20 protein-coding genes are annotated in these 24,862 nt (G+C 46.2%); 3 read left to right on the top strand and 17 right to left on the bottom strand.

Features of this window, described 5'->3' with window-relative positions:
* Positions 1-7: 7 nt before the first annotated feature.
* The 8 genes from K6V30_RS04895 to epsC form a co-directional block, all read right to left on the bottom strand.
* Entirely contained in the window at positions 8-934 is a 927-nt protein-coding gene (locus tag K6V30_RS04895) for a metal ABC transporter solute-binding protein, Zn/Mn family (protein WP_010535990.1), read from the bottom strand.
* 53 nt (positions 935-987) lie between these two features.
* On the bottom strand, positions 988-1,776 hold the full coding sequence (mnmC2, locus tag K6V30_RS04900; protein ID WP_010535991.1) for a tRNA (5-methylaminomethyl-2-thiouridine)(34)-methyltransferase MnmC2: 789 nt from the start codon (positions 1,774-1,776) through the stop codon (positions 988-990).
* Positions 1,773-2,252 carry a YqaA family protein gene (locus tag K6V30_RS04905; protein ID WP_010535992.1) on the bottom strand — a complete coding sequence of 160 codons (480 nt, stop codon included), beginning with the start codon at positions 2,250-2,252 and terminating at the stop codon, positions 1,773-1,775. The genes mnmC2 and K6V30_RS04905 overlap by 4 nt, the downstream gene beginning before the upstream one ends.
* On the bottom strand, positions 2,237-3,247 hold the full coding sequence (locus tag K6V30_RS04910; protein WP_055269491.1) for a hypothetical protein: 1,011 nt from the start codon (positions 3,245-3,247) through the stop codon (positions 2,237-2,239). The genes K6V30_RS04905 and K6V30_RS04910 overlap by 16 nt, the downstream gene beginning before the upstream one ends.
* Positions 3,247-4,521 carry a phosphoribosylamine--glycine ligase gene (purD, locus tag K6V30_RS04915; protein ID WP_055269492.1) on the bottom strand — a complete coding sequence of 425 codons (1,275 nt, stop codon included), beginning with the start codon at positions 4,519-4,521 and terminating at the stop codon, positions 3,247-3,249. The genes K6V30_RS04910 and purD overlap by 1 nt, the downstream gene beginning before the upstream one ends.
* Positions 4,522-4,587: 66 nt before the next feature.
* Positions 4,588-6,786, bottom strand: a complete 2,199-nt coding sequence (locus tag K6V30_RS04920; RefSeq protein WP_055269493.1) for a S9 family peptidase — start codon at positions 6,784-6,786, stop codon at positions 4,588-4,590.
* A gap of 165 nt (positions 6,787-6,951) precedes the next feature.
* Positions 6,952-8,469, bottom strand: a complete 1,518-nt coding sequence (locus K6V30_RS04925; protein WP_055269494.1) for a THUMP domain-containing class I SAM-dependent RNA methyltransferase — start codon at positions 8,467-8,469, stop codon at positions 6,952-6,954.
* Positions 8,470-8,485: 16 nt separating this feature from the next.
* Positions 8,486-9,388, bottom strand: coding sequence for a serine O-acetyltransferase EpsC (gene epsC, locus K6V30_RS04930; RefSeq protein WP_010535997.1), 903 nt, complete (start codon positions 9,386-9,388; stop codon positions 8,486-8,488).
* Positions 9,389-9,528: 140 nt separating this feature from the next.
* On the opposite strand from epsC, the gene K6V30_RS04935 reads away from it, so the two are divergent.
* Both K6V30_RS04935 and K6V30_RS04940 read left to right on the top strand, forming a co-directional pair.
* Positions 9,529-11,544: a tetratricopeptide repeat-containing sensor histidine kinase gene (locus K6V30_RS04935; RefSeq protein WP_022301778.1), complete on the top strand. Its 2,016-nt coding sequence runs from the start codon at positions 9,529-9,531 to the stop codon at positions 11,542-11,544.
* Positions 11,541-12,320 carry a LytR/AlgR family response regulator transcription factor gene (locus K6V30_RS04940; protein ID WP_055269496.1) on the top strand — a complete coding sequence of 260 codons (780 nt, stop codon included), beginning with the start codon at positions 11,541-11,543 and terminating at the stop codon, positions 12,318-12,320. Before K6V30_RS04935 ends, K6V30_RS04940 begins: the two co-directional genes overlap by 4 nt.
* Before the next feature lie 108 nt (positions 12,321-12,428).
* Here the strand turns inward: K6V30_RS04940 and K6V30_RS04945 are convergent, their stop codons facing one another.
* Both K6V30_RS04945 and polA read right to left on the bottom strand, forming a co-directional pair.
* Positions 12,429-12,824: a DUF3836 domain-containing protein gene (locus tag K6V30_RS04945; RefSeq protein ID WP_055269497.1), complete on the bottom strand. Its 396-nt coding sequence runs from the start codon at positions 12,822-12,824 to the stop codon at positions 12,429-12,431.
* 332 nt (positions 12,825-13,156) lie between these two features.
* The gene (polA, locus tag K6V30_RS04950) at positions 13,157-16,006 is read right to left on the bottom strand and encodes a DNA polymerase I (RefSeq protein ID WP_055269499.1); all 2,850 of its coding nucleotides are present in this window, start codon (positions 16,004-16,006) and stop codon (positions 13,157-13,159) included.
* Between the two features lie 88 nt (positions 16,007-16,094).
* On the opposite strand from polA, the gene K6V30_RS04955 reads away from it, so the two are divergent.
* Positions 16,095-17,069, top strand: a complete 975-nt coding sequence (locus tag K6V30_RS04955; protein WP_010536002.1) for a polyprenyl synthetase family protein — start codon at positions 16,095-16,097, stop codon at positions 17,067-17,069.
* Here the strand turns inward: K6V30_RS04955 and K6V30_RS04960 are convergent, their stop codons facing one another.
* The 7 genes from K6V30_RS04960 to mnmG form a co-directional block, all read right to left on the bottom strand.
* Positions 17,070-17,750, bottom strand: coding sequence for a DUF1266 domain-containing protein (locus K6V30_RS04960; protein ID WP_022301782.1), 681 nt, complete (start codon positions 17,748-17,750; stop codon positions 17,070-17,072).
* Between the two features lie 410 nt (positions 17,751-18,160).
* A complete protein-coding gene (gene deoC, locus K6V30_RS04965) occupies positions 18,161-19,063 on the bottom strand; it encodes a deoxyribose-phosphate aldolase (protein WP_022301783.1) in 903 nt (300 codons plus the stop codon).
* Positions 19,050-19,388 (bottom strand): nucleotide pyrophosphohydrolase, encoded by a 339-nt coding sequence (locus K6V30_RS04970; protein ID WP_010536005.1) that lies wholly within the window; start codon positions 19,386-19,388, stop codon positions 19,050-19,052. Before K6V30_RS04970 ends, deoC begins: the two co-directional genes overlap by 14 nt.
* Before the next feature lie 46 nt (positions 19,389-19,434).
* Positions 19,435-19,887, bottom strand: coding sequence for a D-aminoacyl-tRNA deacylase (gene dtd, locus K6V30_RS04975; protein ID WP_010536006.1), 453 nt, complete (start codon positions 19,885-19,887; stop codon positions 19,435-19,437).
* Positions 19,888-20,481: 594 nt separating this feature from the next.
* Positions 20,482-22,311, bottom strand: coding sequence for an excinuclease ABC subunit UvrC (gene uvrC / locus K6V30_RS04980; RefSeq protein ID WP_055269500.1), 1,830 nt, complete (start codon positions 22,309-22,311; stop codon positions 20,482-20,484).
* Between the two features lie 74 nt (positions 22,312-22,385).
* The gene (locus K6V30_RS04985) at positions 22,386-22,916 is read right to left on the bottom strand and encodes an adenine phosphoribosyltransferase (RefSeq protein WP_081030823.1); all 531 of its coding nucleotides are present in this window, start codon (positions 22,914-22,916) and stop codon (positions 22,386-22,388) included.
* Between the two features lie 50 nt (positions 22,917-22,966).
* Complete coding sequence (mnmG, locus tag K6V30_RS04990) at positions 22,967-24,853, bottom strand: tRNA uridine-5-carboxymethylaminomethyl(34) synthesis enzyme MnmG (protein WP_010536009.1); 1,887 nt, start codon at positions 24,851-24,853, stop codon at positions 22,967-22,969.
* Between the last annotated feature and the right edge of the window lie 9 nt (positions 24,854-24,862).

The following is a 24,862-nucleotide window of genomic DNA, read 5'->3' on the forward strand; positions in this document are numbered from 1 at the left end:
CCCGTTTTTATTCGGGGTCCATAGGGGTGAGTGCTTTGGCTACGTTCAGCATTTCTGTCTCCCAGTCATAACTTAACGGGTTGATGGGGACTACCTTTGTGCCGGTTTGCTGCGCGATGGTCTCTGCGTTGCGCTTGTCGAACTCCGGTTGTACGAAGATGACACCTACTTTTTCCGATTTGCACAAGTCTATCAGTTCTTTCAGATGGGCAGGTGAAGGTTCTTTACCGCCTTCCTCGATTGAAATCTGATGCAGTCCGTAGTCGCGGGCGAAGTAGGAGAGAGCCGGATGGTAAATCATAAAGGATTTGGCCGATTTCGGGGCGGAAAGTTGCCGGCGGATGAGGCTGTCGGTATGTTGGATACGACGGCAGAGGGAGTCGTAGCGTGCCAGATAATAGGCCTCGTTGGGCTTGTCGAGCATGCAAAGTGCCTTAAAGGTGTTTCCGGCAAGTATCAGGGCGTTGGTGGTAGAGTTCCATATATGTGGTTCTACGGCATGATTGTGCCCGTCGTGGTCATGATGTCCGGCTGTGTGTTCCTGTTCGTTGTTGTTCAGAATTAGGTCTACACCTTTTGAGGTGTCGAATACTTGGATGTGCGGAGTGTTATTCATCAGCCGGTCCATCCAGGTCTGCTCAAAGCCGATGTAGCCGATGCGGAGGTATGCTTTGCTGTCTCCCAGGGATACCAGTTGTTGAGGAATCGGGTCGTATGTCTCCGGACTGGAACCTTTCGGGACCATGCTCACTACCGTAAACTTGTCACCGGCAATCGCTTCCGTGAAGTAGCGTTGCGGTTCAATGGTGACGGTAATGACCGGTTTTGCTTCTTCGTTGCCGCTTGCTTTGGACGTTCGGCCCGTGCAGGCTGCCAACAGGAGGCAGGAGCCAAGAAGAAGGAGTGTTTTCAGATCTTTTAGTTGTTGTTTCATGACTATTGTATTAATATCGGGGGTTGCTACTTTTTCCTTGTATCTCTGTATTTCTATATTTCAGCTTCTTGCTTTTCTTTCGGCTTCAGGGCACGTAGTATTTCCCGCTTTCCTCCCGGAGGACCGGGAAGGCGCTCTACGGTAAAGCCTGCTGCCTGCAACATGCGCCGGATGACTCCTTTGGCGCAATAAGTGGTGAGGATGCCTCCTTCATTTAATAAAACATATAAACGGTTAAATAGTTCCTGCGACCACATTTCCGGTTGCTTTTCCGGAGCGAAGGCATCGAAATAGATAACGTCAAATGATAATGGAGAATGGATAATGGACAATGGAGAATGGCTGTGCTGTGTAATGGTACGGTTTATTGCCCATTGTTCATTATTCATTATCCATTTATTAACGTCGGCTTGTATTTTACAGAGAGTGAAGTGTGGGGTAAAGGATATTTCTTCTTCCCACGGTGATGTATGAATGCCTCTGAATAGATCGATGGCTGCTTGTTGTCCGCTATTGATCGCTGAATGCTCATCATTCTCTTTCCCTATATATCCCAGTTGCTCCACCATCTGCCATTCCAACGGGTAGAGTTCGAGGCCTGTATAGTGTACGTTGCGTCCGCTTCTTTCTGCTTCTTCAAGGGTAAGCCAGGCATTCAGTCCTGTTCCGAAACCGATCTCCAAGATATGTGGGGAGGGGGAATCGGAGGCTTTCAGTCCCATATTGATGAAAATATGCTGCGATTCCGTACGTGCTCCTTTGGTCGAATGATAATGTTCATTCAATTCCGGAACAAATAGGGTAGCACTCCCGTCGTCAGTCTTTTCAATTACTCTTTTCATCCTGCAACAACATTCCATGCGCTTTCCAGCACGTATAAAAGTAAGATGTAGCGTATCAGTTTCCCGGCAAACATGGAAGCGGTGGTAAGCCATACATTGCTTCGCATGAATCCCAGTGCGATGGAGATTACTTCTCCGACAGCTGGCAGGAAGGCGAAAAATGCCATCAATGCTCCCTTTCCTTGCAGGAACTTCATCATTTTGTCTACTTTCTCTTTCTTTACTTTGAAGTATTTCTCAATCCAGCTTATTTTGCCCAGACGTCCCATATAGTAACAGGTCATTCCGCCTGCGGTGTTGCCGAGCGCGGCAGCCAATATACAGGCGGTAGGGTTCAGACCGAGTTTCACCAGTGCTACCAGCACCAGTTCGGAACTGAACGGTATGATACTCCCTGCAAGTAGGGCCGAGATAAACAATCCCGGAAGTCCCCATTCGATGAGGAGTTGTATTGTTGAGTCTATAAAAGCGTCCATACGTTAAAACCGAATAAGAGGATGAGGCAGACCAGAGAAACAATGAAAAATACATTCGATGTTTTGCTGTTGGTCAGCACGAAAAGGTGTCCGATCAGTATACTGCTGCTTATCATAAGCAACGGCAGAAGGTTGCTGCATTGCGACGGTTGCAGCGCAATCAGTATGAAGAGGAAGAGCGTCAGGTCTATGAGAAATTGTAAATAGGCACGTGTACGTATCTTGTCTTCGAATCCGGCAACGACGCAATGGGCGGCGCTGACGATGAATAACACAAACAGGTAACCGAGTGTTGCCAGTTCCCAAGGCTGGAGTACCTGCAGGTTGAGTAAATCTCCAAAAGTAGCCAGTTCCCTGAATGGGTGATAGAACAGCTCCATCTGATCGTGGAAGAAAGCATGTCCGAACAGCATCCAATAGGGCATCGTCCATCCTATTAATGCACCGCAGAAACTGCGGAACGTAAGCGATTGGAAACGGTATGCCTCAAACAGCCAGAGCACCGAAAAGAAGGTGAGCTGGGGAAAGAAAATGCTTCCTGCACCGATAAAGAGGAAGGAATAGAACAAATATCCTGCCGCCTGCGACTGTTGATAACTCTTGAACAGAAAATAGATGGAGAATAAAAAGGCAATGGCAGCCACGTCTCCTGCATACAGCAGGTGCATTTCCGGGCAGACCGTGACCAGCAGAAAATAAATGGCTGTCTGTACGGAAGCCCGCATACGAATGATGCCGAACCGGTTGTTCAGCTCAATCAGGAAATAGCCGGCAGCTGCGTAGATAAGAAAACTGACAAGGTGTTCTGCCCATGTGGGAAGCAACAGCGTGCGGGCGGACTGCCAGAGGACGGAACCACCTTCTTCGCCCGCCGGCATGGTGAGTCCCGGCAATAGGACAGAGGTCAGCACCCAACAAAGGGTGCAGATGAAAATGGCAGCAGGGAGTGTCCACCGCCCTGCTGTGACCTGACCTTGTAGTCTCTTGTTTCTCATTATAAGTCGAATCCGATATCGTGACGGAAATACTTCTTGTCAAAGTTGATCATGTCTGCCACTTTATAGCTCTGTGCCAGTGCTTCTTCCTTCGTGGCCCCGTAAGAGCAGACAGCGATCACGCGTCCTCCGTTCGTTACGATTTGTCCGTCCTTCATGGCTGTTCCGGCATGGAAAATGATGCTTTCGGTAGCGGCAGCCTGTTCCAGACCGCTGATAGGGAAGCCTTTTTCGTATGCTTCGGGGTAACCGCCGCTCACGAGGATAACGCAGCCTGCCGAACGCGGGTCTATCACCAGCGTCTTTTCGTCGAGGTTGCCTGCGGCTGTGCCTTCCAGCAATTCTACAAAGTCGCTCTGAATGCGGAGCATGACGCTTTCTGTCTCCGGATCGCCCATGCGGACGTTATATTCGATTACCATCGGTTCGCCTTTCACTCGGATCAGTCCGAGGAAGATGAAGCCTTTGTAGACGATGTTTTCTTCTTTCAGCCCGTTGATGGTCGGTTCGATGATGCGGGTGCGTACTTTCTCCATGTATTCTTCGTCGGCAAACGGAACCGGAGTCACGCTGCCCATACCGCCTGTGTTGAGACCTTTGTCTCCTTCGCCGATGCGTTTGTAGTCTTTCGCTACGGGGAGTACTTTGTAGTGTTCGCCGTCGGTAAGCACGAATACGGAACATTCGATGCCGCTCAGAAACTCTTCAATAACGACTGTTGCCGATGCGGAGCCGAACATGCCGCCAAGCATTTCCTTCAGTTCTTTCTTGGCTTCGTCCAGCGTAGGGAGAATGAGAACGCCTTTTCCGGCACAGAGTCCGTCTGCCTTCAGTACGTAAGGGGCTTCCAGCGTTTCGAGGAAAGCCAGCCCTTCTTCAAGGTTTTCGGTTGTGATACTTTTATATCGGGCTGTCGGGATTCGGTGACGCATCATGAAGCCTTTGGCAAACTCCTTGCTGCCCTCCAGCTGTGCTCCGTTGGCGGACGGACCGATAACGGCGATATGTTTCAGTTCGGGACGATTCTGGAAATAGTCGTAGATGCCTTCTACCAATGGATCTTCGGGACCTACTACCACCATTTCGATGTTTTCTTTCAGAGCGAAAGCGCTGATCGCTTCAAAGTCGGTAGCTTTGATGTTGACATTCTCGCCTACGGCGGTTGTTCCGGCGTTTCCCGGAGCGATGTACAGCTTTTCAACTTTCGGACTTTGGGCAATTTTCCATGCCAGTGCATGTTCGCGGCCACCCGAGCCTAGTAATAATATTTTCATAATGAGTATTGGGTTATGGGTTTTCAGTTATGAGCTTTTCGGTATGGTACTGTGGGCTGTCGGTCTTTATAGGTTCTGCTCAAAGTACCGGGTGATTTTCTCATGCAGATGTACGCGGTCGCGGCCTGATACGTTGTGCTTGTGGCACGGGTAAATAAACAGGTCGGGATAAGTGCGGGCGTCTACACAGGCTTTCATAAACGAAAGTGTGTGTTGCGGTACGCAGGTGTCGTCGTGGTCGTCATGGATAATGAGCAGATGACCTTTTAACTGTCCGGCAAGGTTCTTCAGGTCACATTCTTTGTAGCCTTCCGGGTTGCTTTCCGGAGTATCCATGTAGCGTTCGCCGTACATCACTTCGTAGTATCCCCAGTCGATGACAGGTCCGCCGGCTACGCCTACCTTGAATATTTCCGGGTGGCGGAGCAGCAGGGCAGTGGTCATGTGACCTCCGAAGCTCCATCCGTGCACGCCGATGCGGTTTCCGTCTATGTAGGGGAGAGATTTCAGAAATTCAATGCCCTTCACCTGGTCTTTGCCTTCTTCAATGCCGAGCCGGCGGAAGGTGGCGTTTTCAAATTCCAGTCCCCGGTTGGCACTGCCCCGGTTATCGAGGGTGAACATGATATAGCCTTTGTTGGCCATGTAGATGTCCCATCCGCGGGAACCGTTCAGCCAGCCGCCGGTGACGAGTTGCGCGTGTGGCCCGCCGTATACGTAGACGATGACCGGATACTTCTTGTTCGGGTCGAAGTCTGCGGGTTTGGTGAGGCGGTAATATAGGTCGGTGGTTCCGTCTGCAGCTTTAATGGTACCGGTTTCGATGGTGGGCATCTGATACCCCTCATACGGGTTTAGGGCGGTCAGCAGGTTGACTGTTTTCAGGCTTTTGGTATCCACGATGTCAATGCAGCGCGGAAGGGTAGGAGTCGAATAACGGTCGATGAGGTAGGTTCCCGATGCGCTGAGCGTTCCGTTGTGTTCTCCTTCGGTGGTAGAACGGAAACTGAACGGGAGACTTCGTTTTCCTGTGTTTACATTCACCGCAAAGTTATTGCAGCCTTTGCCGTCTACTGCCTGGAAGATGACTTCCTTCCGCTTCGCGTTGAAGCCCAGAATGTCGCCTACCAGCCATTTACCTTCGGTCAGTTGTTTCACCGGGATGTATTCGATATGCTTGCCGCCTGCGGCTTCGCTTTTCCAGTCGCCTTTGAGGCTGGTGGTGATGTCGCATAGGTATAGGTGATTGTATCCGTCGCGCTGGCTTTGGTAGATGAATTTATTGTTATCCCACGGTAAGAATACGATGGGGTGCTGAGGCTCTACATATTTAGGGTGCGTTTCTTCCAGCAGTTTGCCCGTCAGTTTGCCTGTCGTTGCATCATATTGGCAAAGTACGGCGTGGTTCTGGTCGCGGTTCAGCTCGATAAGGTAGAGGCTTTTTTCGTCCGGCGACCAGCTGATATTAGTGAAATAACGGTCGGTCGGATCGCCTGCATCCAGATAGATCGTCTTTTCGGTAGCAGGGTTGTAGATGCCTACTTTTACTTGGTGGCTGGTCATTCCCGCCATTGGATAACGGACGTTGTTCACTTCCCCTACGCGTGCGGTGATGTCTACAAGCGGATATTGCGTGACCATGCTTTCGTTCATGCGGTAGAAAGCGAGCAAGTTTCCTTTCGGGCTCCAGAAAGTGCCTTTGTTGATGCCGAATTCATTGCGGTGTACGGACTGACCGCAGACAATGCCTTCGGGCTCGTTAGTGATGGCCTGTTCGTTCACATACAGGTTATTGTTTACTGTGTAGGCTACGTTTCCGTTGGCTGCGCAATAGTCCTCGTTAGCTGCTTTCTCCTTCAGTTTCAGTGTGCTGACAATCCGGTTGTTCTTGAAATCGTATACGATGAACTTGCCGGATACTTTCAGTAGCATTTGCGGCTTGTCTGCCCATGGGTAAAGGATAGAATACGGGGTCGACAGTTTCCCTGCTTTATGGTCTGCAAGTACTTTGTTGATTTGTTCAAGGGTAGTGAGTACCGCCTCTTTCCCCGTTTGGGGCTGGACGGTGTAGATGGTGTCGGTACTTGGTTTGATACACACATCTCCCCACCATTGCAGGCCGTACAGGTTTTCTGCATGGCGGTAGGTTTCGCCACCTGGAATCAAATCTTCCAGTGTCAGCTTTTTAGTTTCCTGTGCCATAACATTGATTACGATTGGTAGTGCCAGCAATATCAAGATGGCTCTTTTTCCAATTTTACTCATTGCTTTTTACTTTATTTGTTTTTAAATCCTTCTATTTTTACCCTGTCCAAGGAGGTTGTCTTTATTTGAATGGCATACCTTTCCTTGTCGGATGATAGGCCTTTTCCAAATATTGATAAGGTCGCATTTTGCAACCTTATATTGATAGTCAATGAAGGAATGAAATTACTCTTCTTCCTTCTTCGGAATTCTGGGCTCCCGATTTCCTCTGAACTCTCTCGGAGCTCTCGAATCTCTTTCTCCCCGGAACTCGCCTCTCGGCTTTCTGTCCCTGTCATCCCGTGTAAAGCTTCCTTCTTCTCGTCTGGGTTTGAAGTCACCCTCCCGACGTGGTTTGTACTCTCCTTCGCGGCGTGGTTTATATTCACCTTCTCTGCGTGGCTTGAATTCCCCTTCGCGACGCGGTTTGAACTCACCTTCCCGTCTGGGTCTGAATTCTCCTTCCCCACGTGGCTTGAATTCTTTTCTTTCCCGGGGGTTCGAAGCATCATAGCTTCCTTCTGTCTCTTTTTTCTCTTCTCCTTCTCCCTCCTGACTCTTGAACTCTTTATATTTTCCGTCGAAAATCTCATATTTGCGGAACTCGCATTCCAGTGCACCATTGAATAACGGTACTTTCTGACTTGCTTTCAGGCCAATCTGATCGAAACATTCTTCGCGGTAAGAGAGTACCCAGGCTTCGTTTCCTACAAATGCATGTTTCAGACGCTCACCAATCATCTGGTACAATCCAAGCAAGTCATTGGTGGAGATACGTTCACCATAAGGGGGATTCATGACGATAATGGACTTTTCCTGCGGTTGTTCAAACTGCTGGAACGGTTGCAGTTTCAGTGTCACATCCTTGGATACGCCTGCCGCTTTTATATTATGTGTTGCTATTTCGTTCGCTTTCGGACTGTTGTCATATCCGTAAATCTTATGCGTAAATTCGCGCTCCTGGCTATCATCATTGTAAATCTCGTCGAACATCTCCGAATCGAAATCCACCCATTTCTCAAATGCGAATCCTTTGCGGAATACTCCCGGAGCGATGTTTCTTGCTATCAGTGCTGCTTCCACAGGAATCGTTCCCGAACCGCACATCGGGTCAATCAGGTCACATTCGCCGCGCCATCCTGTCATCAGAACCATACCGGCAGCCAATACTTCGTTCAGCGGAGCTTCTACCTGTTCCTGACGGTATCCGCGACGATGAAGCGATTCTCCGGAAGAGTCCAGCGACAACGTACAAGTGGTATGTGCAATGTGAATATTGAGCAGTACATCCGGATTATTGATGCGTACCGACGGACGTTTGCCTGTCTTTTCGCGGAAATAATCCACAATAGCATCCTTCACCTTATACGATACAAACTTGGAATGACGGAATTCCTCGCTGAATACAACTGCATCTATCGCAAACGTCTTGTTTACATCAAGATACTCTTCCCATGGAATAGCCTGTATCTGGTTGTAAACTTCATCAGCATCCTTTGCCGTAAAATTCTTGATCGGTTTTAGAATGCGGATAGCAGTACGGAGGCAGAAATTTGCCTTGTACATCATACGCTTGTCTCCTGTAAATGAAACCATGCGGCGTCCTATCTGGATATCGTTGGCTCCCAGTGTTGTAAGTTCTTCAGCAAGGATCTCTTCCAGTCCCTGGAAGGTCTTGGCTATCATCTCGAATTGTTCGCTCATATATAGTTAATTGATTTTATTTCTTTGCTTTTGTTTGTACTATTTTCGCTCCGGCGGGGATATTCTCTGTTACCCAGATATTACCTCCTACGGTGGCGTCTCTTCCGATAGTAATTCTTCCCAAGATAGTAGCATTGGAGTAGACAATGACATTGTCCTCCAGAATCGGGTGGCGGGGAATGCCCTTGATCGGTTTTCCGTCGGCATCCAGCGGGAAGCTTTTCGCTCCCAGGGTGACACCCTGATATAATTTGACATTATTTCCGATGATGCTTGTTGCACCGATCACGACACCCGTTCCGTGGTCTATGGTAAAGTGACTGCCTATTTTCGCTCCCGGATGGATGTCGATTCCCGTTTCGCTATGTGCCATTTCCGTAATCATGCGCGGAATCAGGGGAACACCCAGTTCTAGCAGTTCGTGTGCAATACGATAATTGCTGATCGCTTTGATAGCGGGATAACAGAAAATAACTTCACCGTAGCTCTTGGCAGCAGGGTCGCCGTTGTAGGCGGCTTCTACATCCGTTGCCAGTATTCTTCTCATAGCGGGTAGTTTACTGATAAACTTCGCGGCTAGTCGGGCAGCTTCTTCTCTTCTCGACTCCGAGCAGACGTTGCATTTTCCTTCTGTCGTTCCGAAACATAATCCGGCAAGGATTTGCTCTGTGAGCAAGTCAAATAACTTTTCGATATTTACACCGATGTGATAATTGATTGTCCGGCTGTTGATGGTGGAATTTCCGTAGTATCCGGGGAAGAGAATGGCACGTGAAAGCTCGATAATTTCATACAAAACTTTAGCAGAGGGCAATGGTTCGCCATCTTTATGTTGATGAAACAGCCCTTTGTAAGATTCGCTTTCCGATAGCTCATCGACTGCCTGTGTCAGAATGTGGGTAAAGTTCAATGGACTCATTAGGTCAGTTACTCATGTTTATATGGGCGCAAAGGTATTAAAAAAATAATAAATTTCGTTGAGATTCAATATAATTAATGTATTTTTGTGGCATTCAAAATTAGACACGGACGAGGGGACGAAATAAAGCGAAATCTGCTATGAAGCTATTTGGGTTGATAGGGTTGGTGATATGGTTGAGCTGCAGTTGTGTGGATAAGCATCGCAGTCACTCTTTGTGTGAGCAATCATTTATTGACTCTTTGGAAGTCCGTGCACAGGATTCTCTGTTCTCTAACTTGCCTTATTCGCGTTCTTTATTGCGTAATGCACTCCACCAGACGCAGGATTCGATGACATATTACCGCCTGATGGCATTGTATGGAAAGACTTTTTTCGTATCGTCCGATTTTGATTCTATCCTCTATTATAACCGCCCTGTGAAAGAGTATGACAAGCGTGCAACTGCCTGCCCGCGCTGGAATGATGTGCTTTCGGATGTATATAACATCGAGGGAAATGTCTGGATGCAACTCAATCAGCCCGATTCGGCAGTTGCCTATTATGAGAAATCCTACGCTTATCGTCTGAAAGGAGACAAGGCGCATCTTCTATCGGATATTTGTATGAATCTGGCTGATGCTCATCTGCATCGTGGGGAACTGGCACATACCGCTTCTTATTATCGGAAGGCGTTGTTTATCTGCGACTCCCTGCACCTGTCGGAACATGCCAAGTTTCCGGTTTATTGCGGATTAGGACAGACTTACATGGATTTGCGCGACTTTGATTTGTCAAATCATTATTACGAGCTGGCAGGGCAGTTTTTTGATGAAATGACTGTCAGCGAGAAGTGGGTGTATCTCAATAATCGGGGGAATCATTACTATTACAAGAAAGATTATCAGGAAGCACTGGTTTATATGCGGCAGGCGGCTGATATGATAGCGAATTATCCGCAAATGGTATTTGAAAGTAATCTCTCGAAAGTCAATCTGGGCGATCTTTATCTGCTGACTAACCGTTTGGATTCTGCTGAAAACAATCTGAATGAAGGTTATCGTTATTTTTCGGAGATAAAGAATAACTCCGCCATGCACTATATTGAGACACTGATGATTGAGCTTTCCTTGAAAAAAGGAAATATCGCACGTGCCAGGGAGATGATTGCACGGACTGCTTCTACCGGCCATGTGGATGCCAATATGCTCACTATACGCAACCAATATCTGCAGCATTATTATGAAAAGGCCGGCGACTACCGCAATGCATATAAATATCTGAAGCGTGATTACCAACTGAATGACTCTATCCGTAGCGAGCGGATTCGTACTCGTGTGGCCGAACTGGATATGCGTTACCGTCAGGATACGATCGTATTGCGCAAAGAAATGCAGATTCAACGGCAGGCTGGTGAGGTACGGGTTTTGAGGCTGAGCATGTATATCTGGGTGCTTGTCTGCCTGTTGCTCGCAGCCGGAACGGTAGTGATCATCTGGTATATGAGGAAAAAGAGAGAGTTTCTCCGCGAACGTTTCTTTCAGCAGATCAATCGTGTCCGTATGGAGAACTTGCGGAGCCGGATTTCTCCTCATTTCACTTTCAATGTGCTGGGACGGGAGATTAATCAGTTCAATGGGTCGGAGGAAGTGAAGAATAATTTGATGGAACTGGTCAAATATCTCCGTCGGAGCCTTGAACTGACTGAAAAGTTAAGCGTATCTTTGCAGGACGAACTGGATTTCGTGCAGTCGTATATCAGCCTCGAAAGCGGTCGTATCGGCGAAGGCTTTACAGCGTCGGTGATAGTAGAGGAGGGACTGGATGCAAAACGTATCATGATTCCTTCCATGATTGTTCAGATTCCGGTAGAGAATGCGATTAAGCACGGACTGGCTGGAAAAGATGGAGAAAAGGAGTTGTCTGTCCGTGTTTCCCGTGAAGGAAAAGGAATCCGTATCTTGGTTTGTGACAATGGACGAGGGTATCTTCCGCAAGTTGTTTCTTCGACTAAAGGGACGGGAACCGGACTGAAAGTGCTCTATCAAACGGTCCAGCTGCTTAATACAAAGAATAAAAACGAGAAAATGCGTTTTGACATAACCAACCGAAACGATGGTCAGACCGGTACACAAGTGTCTGTGTATATACCGTTTCATTTTTCTTATGAATTATGATGAATGTAGAAGATAAATATAAAGTTGTTATTGTGGATGATGAGCGTACTGCGATTGATGCTTTGCGCAGGGAGCTGGGCGCTTATCAGGAGTTTGAAATAAAAGGAACAGCAAGCAATGGAGCAAAAGGGAAAAAGATGATAATGGAACTGCGTCCGGACCTGTTGTTCTTGGATGTGGAGCTTCCGGATGTGCTGGGGCTTAACCTGTTGAGTGAGATACGCGATGAAGTGCTGTGGGATATGAAAGTTGTTTTTTATACTTCATATGATAAATATCTGCTTCAGGCTCTGCGTGAGTCCGCTTTTGATTTCTTGTTGAAACCTTTTGAGACGGAAGATCTGAAGATCGTTATAGAACGCTACCGGAAAGCTGTCGCTTCGATACCGGTGGCTCCTTCGTCCTCTTTTGCTTCTTCTGTCAGTGCCCTGATGCCGCAACAGGGAATGTTTATGATCAGTACGGTGACCGGTTTCAAGCTTTTGCGGCTGGAAGAGATCGGGTATTTCGAATATCTGAAAGACAAGCGCCAGTGGCAGGTAGCTCTGTTCAATCAGACCCGGTTGAACTTGAAGCGAAATACAAAAGCCGAAGATATCATTGGTTACTCACAAGCTTTTATTCAGATTAGCCAGTCAGCTATTGTCAATGTTAATTATCTTGCAATGATTGATGGGAAATGTTGCCAGCTCTATCCGCCTTTTCATGATAAAAGCGATCTGATAATCTCCCGAAGTTTTCTGAAAGGTCTGCAGGATCGGTTCTTTGTGCTATAAATCTACACTTTTGCGAATATACGCGAAAACGCCGTTTCTTCATCAGGAACGGCGCTTTCTTTTTGTTAGAATATTAGAATGAGAGAGTATATTGTTAAAAAAATGCTGTTACAAATTAGTATTGTCCATGGTTACTGTCATCTCCGGAACTAATACGTAAGCACGTTTCTTGGTGTTCCATTTATAGTAATTGGTCGTTACAGTTTTTCCCTTATAAGCATATTGGATACGGAGATCTTTTTCCCATTCTTCTTTAGTACTGTTCCATTTCAAGGTCTCGCTTTCAATCATGCGCTTATTGTCGTCGTACTTATAGTTGTATTTCATATAGTTGGCAAGTGTGTTTCCGTTCATCTTGTAAACAGTCTGACCTACCATTACTCCATTTTCTTCTACCGGATTATAAACCAGCTGACCATCATAACTACGTGCAGAAGCAACAAAAGAGGTCATCAGAAGAACTACAGATAGAACATACATTTTTAAAGATACTTTTGTTTTCATGGCTATTTGATTTTAGAATTATACTTTCATTTGTCTATTAATACTCTTGTATTACGCTGCAAAGTTATATATTTATCCGGTATTTATGCAAATATAAAGCTGAAATAATATCAAAATGTCAGATGTCGACTGGAAAACTATCTTGCTTTTTGCCAAGATTGGTGACAAAAAAAAATCCGGCAGTCAACCTGCCGGATATAGAACGGAGCACTTCGTTGAGGAAGTGAACCTTTTTCTTGCTTTCTGGATAATGGGTTAAATAATGTTATAACTCATTCTTTCCTTTATTTGGCTGTTCAGCCCTGCTTTGCTATAGTAGGATAAACATTGTTTTAGTGTGCTTCGAGCCAGTTTTTGCCCCATCCGCAATCTGCTTTCAGGGGGACATGCATGCGGTATGCATTTTCCATTTCCTCAATGACGATCTCTTCTACCCGTTCTTTTTCGTTCATCGGTACACTGAAGTTCAATTCATCATGCACTTGGAGTATCATTTTGGCCTGTATGCCTTCTGTCTGGAAACGCTGATAAATACGTGCCATTGCTACTTTTATGATATCTGCGGCACTTCCCTGAATTGGTGCGTTGATGGCATTTCGTTCTGCATAGCCGCGTACAACTGCATTTCGTGAGTTGATATCGGGCAAGAAGCGTTTCCGGTGGAAAATCGTTTCTACATACCCTTTTTCCTGAGCTACCTGGATGCTTTTATCCATATAAGCCTTGACGCTTGGATAAGTTTCGAAGTAACCGTCGATCAGTTCCTTGGCTTCTTTCCGGTCTACGTTCATACGTTCGGCAAGTCCGAATACGGAGATGCCGTAGATGATACCGAAGTTGGCGGTTTTCGCCTTGCGGCGCATGTCAGAGTCGACGTCTTTCAGGTCTATCTTATATATTTTGGCAGCTGTTGCCGCATGGATATCATGATTGCTGAGGAAGGCATCGATCATATTTTTGTCTTCGCTGAGATGTGCCATGATACGGAGTTCTATCTGCGAATAGTCGGCAGAGAAGAAAAGACAGCCTTCGTCCGGAATGAATGCCTTGCGGATTTCTTTGCCGTTCTCGTCGCGGATAGGAATATTCTGCAGGTTCGGGTTGCTCGAACTGAGGCGTCCGGTAGAGGTTACAGTCTGGTTGAAGGATGTGTGTACCCGTCCCGTACGTGGGTTAATCAGTTGGGGAAGTGCATCTATATACGTTCCCAGCAGTTTTTTCAATCCGCGATGTTCCAGTATTTTTTCTACTACGGGATGTTTGTGCCGGAGACTTTCGAGCACTTCTTCCGAGGTGACGTACTGACCGGTTTTGGTCTTCTTTGCTTTTTCTATGATCTTCAGTTTGTCAAACAGTACCTCGCCGACTTGTTTGGGCGAAGCGATATTGAAGGTTTCGCCCGCCAGTTCGTAAATCTCTTGTTCGATGCGCTGCATCTGGGCGGTGAAATGGACAGACGATTGTTTGAGCGCATCTGTATCCAGCAACACTCCGTTTCGTTCTATGTTGACCAATACCGGTACGAGCGGCATTTCGATATCGTAAAACAAACGTTCGGCATCGTTCTCTTTCAGTTCCTTCTCCAGCACATTTTTAAGTTTCAGCGTTACGTCTGCATCTTCGCATGCGTAACGGTAGACATCCTTCGGGTCGAGATCGCGCATGTTTTTCTGATTCTTTCCTTTCGGACCTATCAGTTCGTCGATGTGAATAGTCTGATAGTGAAGATAGATTTCTGCCAGATAGTCCATTCCGTGACGAAGTTCCGGTTGAAGAACATAGTGGGCGATCATCGTATCGAAGAGTGCACCTTTCACCTGCACTCCGTAATTTTCAAGAACGATCATGTCGTACTTGATATTTTGTCCGACTTTCAGGGAATTCTCATTTTCGAAGACCGGTCGAAACTCATTGACTATTTTTAACGCTTCATCACGATTGTCGGGGACCGGAACATAAAAGGCCTGATTTTCGGTTATAGAGAAACTCATTCCGACCAGTTCGGCATCCATTGGTTCTGTTCCTGTGGTCTCCGTGTCTAACGAGAGAATTTTCGATGTAATTAACTTTTGAATAATTTCGCTTCTTTTCTTCTCTGTATCAATGAGTTGGTAATCACAGTTAAGCGTTTCTAACGTCTCTAGATTCGATTTTTTCGCTTCGCCTGCCTCGTTGCCCGTAAAATTCGCAAATAAATCGCCTTGGATGGCTCCTCCTTCTTCGGGAAAAAGAGGAAGAGGAGAGGGGGCACTTTGAGGGGTTGCCGTTTTGTTTCCGGTAGGCGTAGTTACTCCACCTTTTGAACTTTCCTTTTTCAGTACCCGGTCGATAAGTGTCCGGAATTCCAGTTCTTCAAAAATCCGGCGGAGTGAATCCTCGTCTGCTTGTTCGCGGACGAGCTTGTCCATTTCGAGTTGGATAGGAACATCGATCTTGATCGTGGCGAGGAATTTGGAAAAAGTGATCAGTTCCTTGTTTGTTTCCACTTTGGTTTTCAACGCTCCTTTCAGTTGGTCGGTATGTTCCAGCAGATTCTCGATGCTTCCGAATTCGGTGATTAGTTTTTGAGCGGTCTTTTCACCGACACCGGGGCAGCCCGGGATATTGTCGGAAGAGTCGCCCATCAGTCCGAGCATATCGATCACTTGCGCGGGCGACTGGATATCGAACTTCGCTTTCACTTCTTCGATACCCATCACTTCAAAGCCTCCCGTATGTTTGGGGCGGTACATGAATACATTGTCTGTCACCAGCTGACCGTAGTCCTTGTCAGGGGTCATCATATAAGTAGTGATGCCTTGGCGCCCGGCTTCTGTGGCGAGGGTCCCGATCACGTCATCGGCCTCGTAGCCTGCCACTTCCAGAATCGGGATGCGGTAAGCGTGTATGATCTCCTTTATAATAGGTACGGAGAGGCGGATGGCTTCCGGTGTTTCTTCGCGCTGGGCTTTATATTGTTCGAAAGCTTCGTGACGGAAAGTAGGGCCGGAGGGGTCGAAGGCTACTCCTATATGTGACGGGTTCTCTTTTTTCAGCACCTCTTCGAGGGTATTGACAAAGCCGAGAATGGCTGAAGTATTGAACCCTTTGGAGTTGATTCTGGGATTCTTGATAAAGGCGTAATAAGCCCGATATATCAGTGCATAAGCGTCTAAAAGAAATAATTTATTGTCTGACTCCATAGATTTAATTAATTTTTCATGGTAAAAGTACAAAAAAATACCGTATTAAGCGTTTTATTATTACTTTTGTGCTCAAATAGTGTTATGAATGGATAGTATCTCACTTATCAAAACCCCGATTGAAGCGGAGCTGGAGGATTTTAAGGATCTTTTTGATAGCCCTCTTTCTGATTCGAACGCATTGCTCGATAGCGTAATAACTCATATACGCAAGAGGAATGGTAAGATGATGCGTCCTATTCTTGTCCTATTGGTGGCACGTCTTTATAGTGCTGTTTCTCCTGCTACTCTTCATGCGGCAGTCTCTTTGGAGTTGCTTCATACGGCCAGTCTGGTGCACGACGACGTAGTCGACGAGAGCACCGAACGTCGCGGCCAGCTTTCGGTGAATGCTGTTTTCAATAATAAGGTATCTGTACTGGCGGGTGATTATCTTTTGGCTACCAGTCTGGTGCATGCCGAGCAGACCAATAATTATAAGATTATCCGTCTGGTATCCTCGCTGGGGCAGAAGCTTGCTGAAGGAGAGTTGCTTCAACTTTCGAATGTAAGTAATCATAGCTTCTCGGAGGAAGTTTATTTTGATGTAATACGTAAAAAAACGGCGGCACTTTTCGCTGCTTGTGCCGAGGCGGCTGCCCTGTCGGTAGAGGTGGGGGAAGAAGAAGTTGCTTTTGCCCGTCTGCTGGGTGAATATATCGGCATCTGCTTCCAGATTAAAGATGATATTTTCGACTACTTTGATAGCAAGAAAATCGGTAAGCCGACCGGTAATGACATGCTTGAAGGTAAGCTGACGCTGCCTGTCCTGTATGCATTGAATACTACGAAAGATGAATGGGCGGAGCAAACAGCGTTGAAGGTGAAGGAAGGTACGGCTACTCCCGATGAAATTGTTCGTCTGATTCAATTTACCAAGGAGAATGGCGGTATTGAATATGCCTGCCGGATCATAGAACAATATAAAAAGAAAGCATTTGATTTGCTGGCTTCTCTGCCTGAATCCAATATCTGTGTGGCCCTCCGGACTTATCTGGACTATGTGGTCGACCGTGAGAAATAACTACTCTCTGCTGTTTCTGAGAAGAGAGTAGCATAGGATTAATTCCTCCCAATCTTCTATTTTATTCGATTTCATCGCTCCTCCGATGAGGAAACTCTTGTCTATTTCTTCCGGTGTGCGGAGGATTTCGGCACACGCTGCGCTTGCTTGTTCGATGTATTCCCAAGCTTGTTCTCTGGAGATGTAACCGCAGTCTTTGGCAGCCCGTGCCAGCCCGACTACTTGTGCCATATCCCATCCGATAACCCCTCTCTCCAAGTCATTAATCCATACAATCGGATCTCCTCTTTCTTCTATATACTCTTTGAAATTGTATAGATTTCTGCCTTGCTGAATGAAGCGGTCTATTCCATAGAAGCGTTCGCGGATGGTGTTTTCAAACTGCTGTAAGTTCTCTGTAGAGAGCAAATAGGGGAGCATGATAGCGTATGAAGACCTGTTTCCTTCGTTGATGAGAAACAGAAATAACTGGCTGGAAGAAATGGTGTCTATACAATGGAATTTCTCCGATAGCAGTTGGGCTAGTTGCTGCGGATGTACTCCGGTTTTTATGCAGTTGAGATAGAAGCCGTTTAATGCAGCTTCCATATAGCCGATGCGCAGGCCTTGTTTTCTTCTGGCACCGAGTATCAGGTTTAAGGGGTTATGGTTAAAACGTAAACTCTTTGTGTGTGACTTCATTTTATACTCTTTATCACTTATGGTTAACTAAAAAAAAGCGTGAGAACTGCTGCAATATGTCTTTTCCTGGGGTTTCGGCAAACCGTTATGACGACATATAAGCAACAGTCTCACGCTCCGTTCGATATATAACAAAAGTATATACATGAAGGTGCGTGAGACCCGTTTGCTTATTACCATTCATAACTTTGAATTTTGCCGAATTCCAGGAATCAGGTAATAAAAGAAACGTTCTCTAATACAGTAGGTTAGCTATATTACTATAGCTACCTTTATGACAAAGGTAATGAAAATAATGATTTTTCCCTATAAGTATCTTTAGTTTTTATTAGATAAAAAATACCGCACTTCTTCCCGTATGAACGGAAAATGAAGCGCGGTAAGGCATATTTGATTGCTAATGTAATTCCTTAGAAGAACTTGATCTCTTCGCCCTTGATGTCAGAAAGGAGAAGATTTGCCAGGCGGCTGGTTCCCAGACGGAACAGTCGGTTGTTCAGCCATTCTTCGCCTAATATTTCTTTCACGATAGTGTAATAAATAATGGCATCATTGACTGTATTGATTCCTCCTGCCGGTTTGAAACCGATCTTGTTATTTGTTTTCTGATAGTATTCCTTGATTGCTTCGCACATTACATAAGCGGCTTCCGGAGTGGCGGCAGGCTGCTGCTTTCCGGTCGATGTCTTGATGAAATCCGCGCCTGAATACATGGATAGGATAGAGGCTTTCTTGATGTTGGAAGCTGTTTTCAAAGCTCCTGTTTCGAGGATAACTTTGAGGTGGCGCTCCTTGCAGACTTCCTTTAATTCCTGGATTTCTTCGCACATTGTTTCGTAGTCACCGCTCAGGAATTTGCCTATTGAGATCACGATATCTATTTCGTCTGCGCCGTCGGCGATAGCCAGTGCTGTTTCCGCTACTTTCACCTCAATGAAAGTCTGCGAGGAAGGGAATCCGCCCGAAACGCAAGCGATATTGATGCCGTCTACTTGCAGCGTATTTTTTACAATATCCGCAAAATTGGGATATACGCAGATAGCGGCAACGTTCTTCATATCGGGAAATTCATTGTCGAACTCATTCACTTTTTCGGTGAAATGCATCACGCTTTCATCGCTGTCCGTGCTGTTCAGTGTAGTCAGGTCGATACAGTTGAACAGGAGTTTTTTGACTTCTTCCGTATTGTTCTCCGGCACTTTCTTTTCAATCAGGTCAGCCACCCGAGCCTGTATGTCTGCATCGCTCAGATTGGTGTTATACTTTGCCAATGCGGCATCATACTTGTTGGATTGTGAGCTATTCTCTTCCATGATCGTTCAGTTTTGGGTTATTGATATGTCTTTTATTATCTCGTTTCGTTTTCTTTTCCAGACTTTCCCGGAAGGCTTTGGTGACGTCTACCCCTGTCTGGTTGGCGATGCATAAGAGCACCCATAAGATGTCAGCTATTTCTTCGTCAAGGTTGTCTTTTTCGCCTGCTTTGAAGGACTGGTCGCCGTATTTGCGGGCCATGACGCGGGCCAGTTCTCCGACTTCTTCGGTCAGTACAGCCATATTGGTCAATTCGCTGAAGTAGCGGACGCCGTATGTCTTTATCCATTTGTCTACTTCTTTTTGAGCTTCTTCCAGAGTCATAATTGCTGTTGATTTATGATTATTTGTTTGATAATTGAGTAAGGTTTCACTCTTTATTCTTGGTATCCATGCATATAGTAACAGGGCCATCATTTAAAAGTTCAACTTTCATGTCGGCTCCGAACGTTCCTGTGCCTATTTCTTTGCCTAATGCCCCGCTCAGGTCTTTGCAGAACTGTTCGTAGAGTGGGATAGAGATCTCCGGTTTGGCAGCTTTGATGTATGACGGACGGTTACCTTTCTTGGTAGAGGCATGCAATGTGAACTGGCTGATCACCAGAATTTCGCCTCCATCTTCCAGAATGGATTTATTCATTACTCCGTTTTCATCGTCAAAAATGCGCAGATTTACTATCTTTTTGCAGAGCCAGTCTATATCTTCCTGCCCGTCGGATTCTTCAATTCCGACCAATATCAGCATTCCTTTCCCAATGGAGGACTTGCAGTGTCCTTCGATGGTTACTGATGCGTGACTTACTCTTTGTACAACTATTCTCATTGATATTTTCTCTATTCTATTGAATGTTACGAAAGGCAAATTTACGAAATTAAGAAGAGAAAACGATGGATTGAAGGGAAATATTATAGGATAAGTAGTAAGTATTAACCGTGGCTGTCATTCAAAAGTGTATCTATCTGTTGTGCAGAAATATCTATTTGTTGTTCAGACGACCAACGGGGAAGACCGTATTTACCTCATAACCTGTACCGGAATGAGCTAAATTAAAAGTAGGCAGTATCTTTATTGGGGCCGACTAAAAGTCGGTAGTATCTTAAATCTCCTCCTTCGGGAAGGAGGAGTACCCGTAGGGGGAGGTGGTAGGTGAATGCATAAAGCTTTCATTTACAATGCTGTTTGTATACCTACCACCCCGCCCTTTGGGCACCCCTCCTTCCCGAAGGAGGGGAATTTGAGTTACTATCGACTTATGAGATTTATTCATTTCGGTACAGGAATGAATGCGCAATAAGTCACCAAGAGAAATATAACATCCAATACACAGCTTATATATGCCCTGTATGTGTGGATCTATATCCCCAACAACTAGGTATTCCTGATACTCGTTGGAGTCAAATAAGATAAGAAGTGAGCCTATTCGTTACTTAGTCCTTCTTTTACGGTCTGAGCCTTTGCCTCTCCTATGACCTTTGCGATCTCCTCAAGGGATGCCTCTTTGATTCGTTTTACGCTCTTAAACTCCTTTAATAGGGCTGTTTTGGTCTTTTCTCCAACGCCTTTTATCGTGTCCAGAGCCGATGCAACCTGCCGTTTACTGCGCTTATCACGGTGGAAAGTAATCGCAAAGCGGTGTACTTCATCTTGAATCTGCGTTAGCAGACGGAATAAAGAACTTTGCTGCTTAATTCCAATCGTCTGTGCGGGAAATCCGAAAAGCAACTCTGACGTGCGATGCTTATTATCCTTAGCCAAACCTGCAATTGGAATATTCAGATGCAATTCATCCTCGATCACCTCTCTGACGACCTCCATTTGTCCTTTACCACCATCGGTAATAATCAGGTCGGGAAGGGGAGAACTCTCTTCGATAGCGCGCTGATAACGCCGCCTGACCACCTCTTTCATCGAAGCGTAATCATCGGGTCCTACAACCGTCTTGATATTGTATTTGCGGTAATCTTTCTTCGATGGCTTCGCCTTTTTGAATACCACGCAGGCCGCTACGGCATCTGATCCCTGTATATTCGAGTTATCGAAACACTCGATCTGCAAAGGCGGCTTGTCCAAATGCAGTTCACTCTGTATCTCTTTCAGCAGACGCATGCTGCGCTGTTCGGGATTCAGTTTCTCAGCCTGTTTCAATCGGTCGGCCTTATATTGCTTCACGTTTAAGATAGAAAGATCGAGCAATTTCTTCTTGTCTCCCCGTTGAGGAACGGTGAAAACGACATTATTCAACTCCAGATCGAGCTCAAAAGGAACAATAATCTCTCGTGAATGACTTTTATAACGTTCCCGCATCTCAATAATGCCCAACGTCAGCAACTCTTCTTTCGATTCATTCAACTTCTTCTTATACTCAAAAGTGAATGCCTGATTGATGGCACCATTCGTAATATGCAGATAGTTGACGAACGCCGAATTTGAATCGTCCTCTTCGATGGAGAAAACGTCGATATTGTGTAGCACCGAACTTACCACCTCGGACTTAGCCCGATAATTTTCTATCAACAGATACTTCTCCTTAATCTTCTGGGCCTCCTCAAATTTCATCTCACCGGCCAGTTCCTGCATCTTCTCCAGCAGCATACGGCTGATCTCCTGAGTATTTCCCTTTAAAATCTCCTTGATTTCATCGATGTTTTTAAGATAATCGTCTTGGGACTGTAGTCCGACGCATGGACCTGCGCACTTCTTGATATGATATTCCAGGCAAACCTTGAACTTTCCCGCCCGTATATTCTCCGGAGAGAGATTCAGAGTGCAGGTACGCAGCGGATATAGATGCTTAATCAGATCGAGCAGTGCGTACATGGAGGGAATGTGACTGTATGGACCATAATAAGAAGAACCGTTTCTGATGATCTTCCGGGTTCTGAAAACCCGGGGAAAGTACTCGTTCTGCACACAAATGGAGGGGTAGGTCTTGTCATCCTTCAGCAGTACGTTGTAGCGGGGTTTGTATTTCTTGATCAGGTTGTTTTCCAGCAATAACGCATCTTCCTCGGTGTTGACTACGATGTAGCGGATATCGGCAATCTTGCTGACCAATACCCGTGTCTTTCCGGGTTCATGCTCTTTGCTGAAGTACGAATAAACCCTTTTCTTCAGGTTTTTAGCCTTTCCAACGTATATAATCGTGCCTTCGGTGTTCAGATACTGATAGACTCCCGGCTTTTCAGGCAGGTTGCTTACAATACCTTTCAGATATTCATTCGTCTTGGTCTCCGGTTTTGTATTCATAATCGTTATAGATGAAATAGCGGGAAATAAAAAGGGCGTAGTTTTTCTACGCCCTGCAAATATAAGCAATTTGTTTATAAAGTCAATACGGATTCTACTTCTACGTCATCTCCGAACAGGGATTTACCGTTTAAGTCTTTTAGCTCGATGATGAAGTTTACATATACCTTTTTAGGCTTCAGTTTTTTCACGAGTTCGCAGGCTGCTTTCATCGTTCCTCCTGTTGCCAGCAGATCATCGTGTAGTAAAACAACGTCGTTTTCATCGAGTGCATCCTTGTGTATCTGCACCGTGTCCTTACCGTATTCTTTGTCGTAACTTTCCTCGATTACCTCTGCGGGAAGTTTGCCCGGTTTACGGATGGGGATAAAACCCGCGTTCAGTCGGGTAGCCAGGATAGGGCCCATGATGAATCCCCTTGATTCTATACCTACTACTTTGGTGATACCTTTATCCTTGTACATCTCAAACATAATGTTTGATAATTCTTGCAAGCACCAAGGGTCTTTAAACAGAGTGGTGACATCGTAGAAAAGGATTCCGGGAATCGGAAAATCCGGAATTTCCCGGATGCTTTTAATTAGCGTTTCTTTGCTCATAATCATTGATTTATCTCGTTTCTTTAAATGCTTTGTTTCACGTGAAACGTTGCCGCTTATCGTCCGCAAAGTACCAGTAACACGTTGATGTCGCTAGGCGATACTCCCGGAATCCGGCTCGCTTGCGCGATGGTTTCCGGATCAATTTTCACTAGCTTTTGACGAGCTTCCGTGGATAGCGACTGAATGGAAGCATAATCAAATTTGCCTTTGATCTTGATGCTTTCGAGGCGTGCCAGCTTTTCTGCTATCATTCGTTCTCTGTCAATATAGCCTTGATATTTGATCAGTATTTCTGCCGCTTCCAGAATCTCTTCTTTGCGGTCGGAATCTGCAGCGGTTGCTTTTTCTAATTCTCGTTGGAAGGCGGGGACATGTTCTGCGATATTCTCAATCGTAATTTGCGGACGGTTGAGGACTTCGATCAATTTGCATCCTTGGCGTAGGGGAGTCGTTCCTAACTTTTCGAGTGCATCATTAATTAATGCCGGTTTCATCGAATAGTTTTTTGCGAAATCTACAATCTGATCTAATGCCTCCTTTTTGCTTTTCATCAGCTGGTAACGATCCTCCTTAGCCAGTCCGAGGCGGTAAGCCCTTTCGGTCAGTCTCATGTCAGCGTCATCCATGCGGAGAAGAATGCGGTATTCGGCACGCGAGGTGAACATACGGTAAGGTTCGTCTACTCCTTTTGTTACCAGGTCGTCAATTAATACACCGATATATGCTTCATCACGTGCCAGCGTGAAGGCTTCTCCGCCGTGGCAGTTGATGTGGGCATTGATTCCGGCAATCAGTCCTTGGCCTCCGGCTTCTTCGTAACCGGTCGTTCCGTTCACTTGTCCGGCAAAGAACAGATTTCTGATAATCTTCGATTCCAGCGAATGTTTTAATTGCGTAGGGTCGAAGTAGTCATATTCAATTGCATATCCGGGGCGATAGATGACGATGTCCCTGAATGCCGGAATCTTTTTCAATGCGGCTATCTGAATATCCATCGGAAGAGAAGAAGAGAATCCGTTCAGGTATAATTCCTGTGTTGTTTCTCCTTCGGGTTCGAGGAATAGCTGATGTTGTTCTTTATCGGGGAAGGTGACAATCTTGGTTTCGATGCTGGGGCAATAGCGGGGGCCGATGCTTTGAATTTGTCCGTTGAACAGGGGTGAATCCGGAAGTCCTTCGCGCAGAATCCGGTGTACCTCTTCGTTGGTATAGCAGGTCCAGCATTGCAGTTGCTTCAGATGACGCGTACTGGTATTCATGAATGAGAACTTATGGAAGTCACATTCTCCGTCCTGCGTATCCATCAGATCGAAATGGACGCTGCGGGCGTCGATTCGTACCGGTGTACCGGTTTTCATTCTTCCGTAGGCAATGCCATGTCGGGCGATGGATTCTGTCAGTTGGTAAGAGGCGGGTTCTGCCATTCTGCCGCCCGGTAGTTGGTGACGACCTACGTGCATCAGTCCGTTCAGGAAAGTTCCTGCCGTCAGTACGATGCATTTCGCTTTGAATGTGACACCCCAGAGGGTAACGAGGCCGGTTACTTCGCCGTTCTCGACGAGCAGTTCGCTCACAGTGTCCTGCCAGATATGAAGGTTGGGGGTGTTTTCCAGCCTTTCACGCCATGACCAGATAAACTTGGCACGGTCGCATTGAGCGCGGGGGCTCCACATGGCCGGTCCTTTCGAACGGTTCAGGATTCGGAACTGTATGGCGGTTTCGTCCGTCACCAATCCCATCTGTCCGCCCAGTGCATCTATTTCACGTACTATTTGTCCTTTGGCGATTCCTCCTACTGCGGGGTTGCAACTCATCTGCCCGATCTTGTTCATGTCCATCGTGATGAGGCAAGTCTTGGAACCTAAATTTGCAGCAGCGGCTGCTGCTTCGCAACCGGCATGTCCGCCACCAATTACAATAACGTCGTACTTAAAATCCATTCTACCTTA

Source organism: Bacteroides faecis (assembly GCF_020091505.1).
Classification (GTDB): Bacteria; Bacteroidota; Bacteroidia; order Bacteroidales; family Bacteroidaceae; genus Bacteroides; species Bacteroides faecis.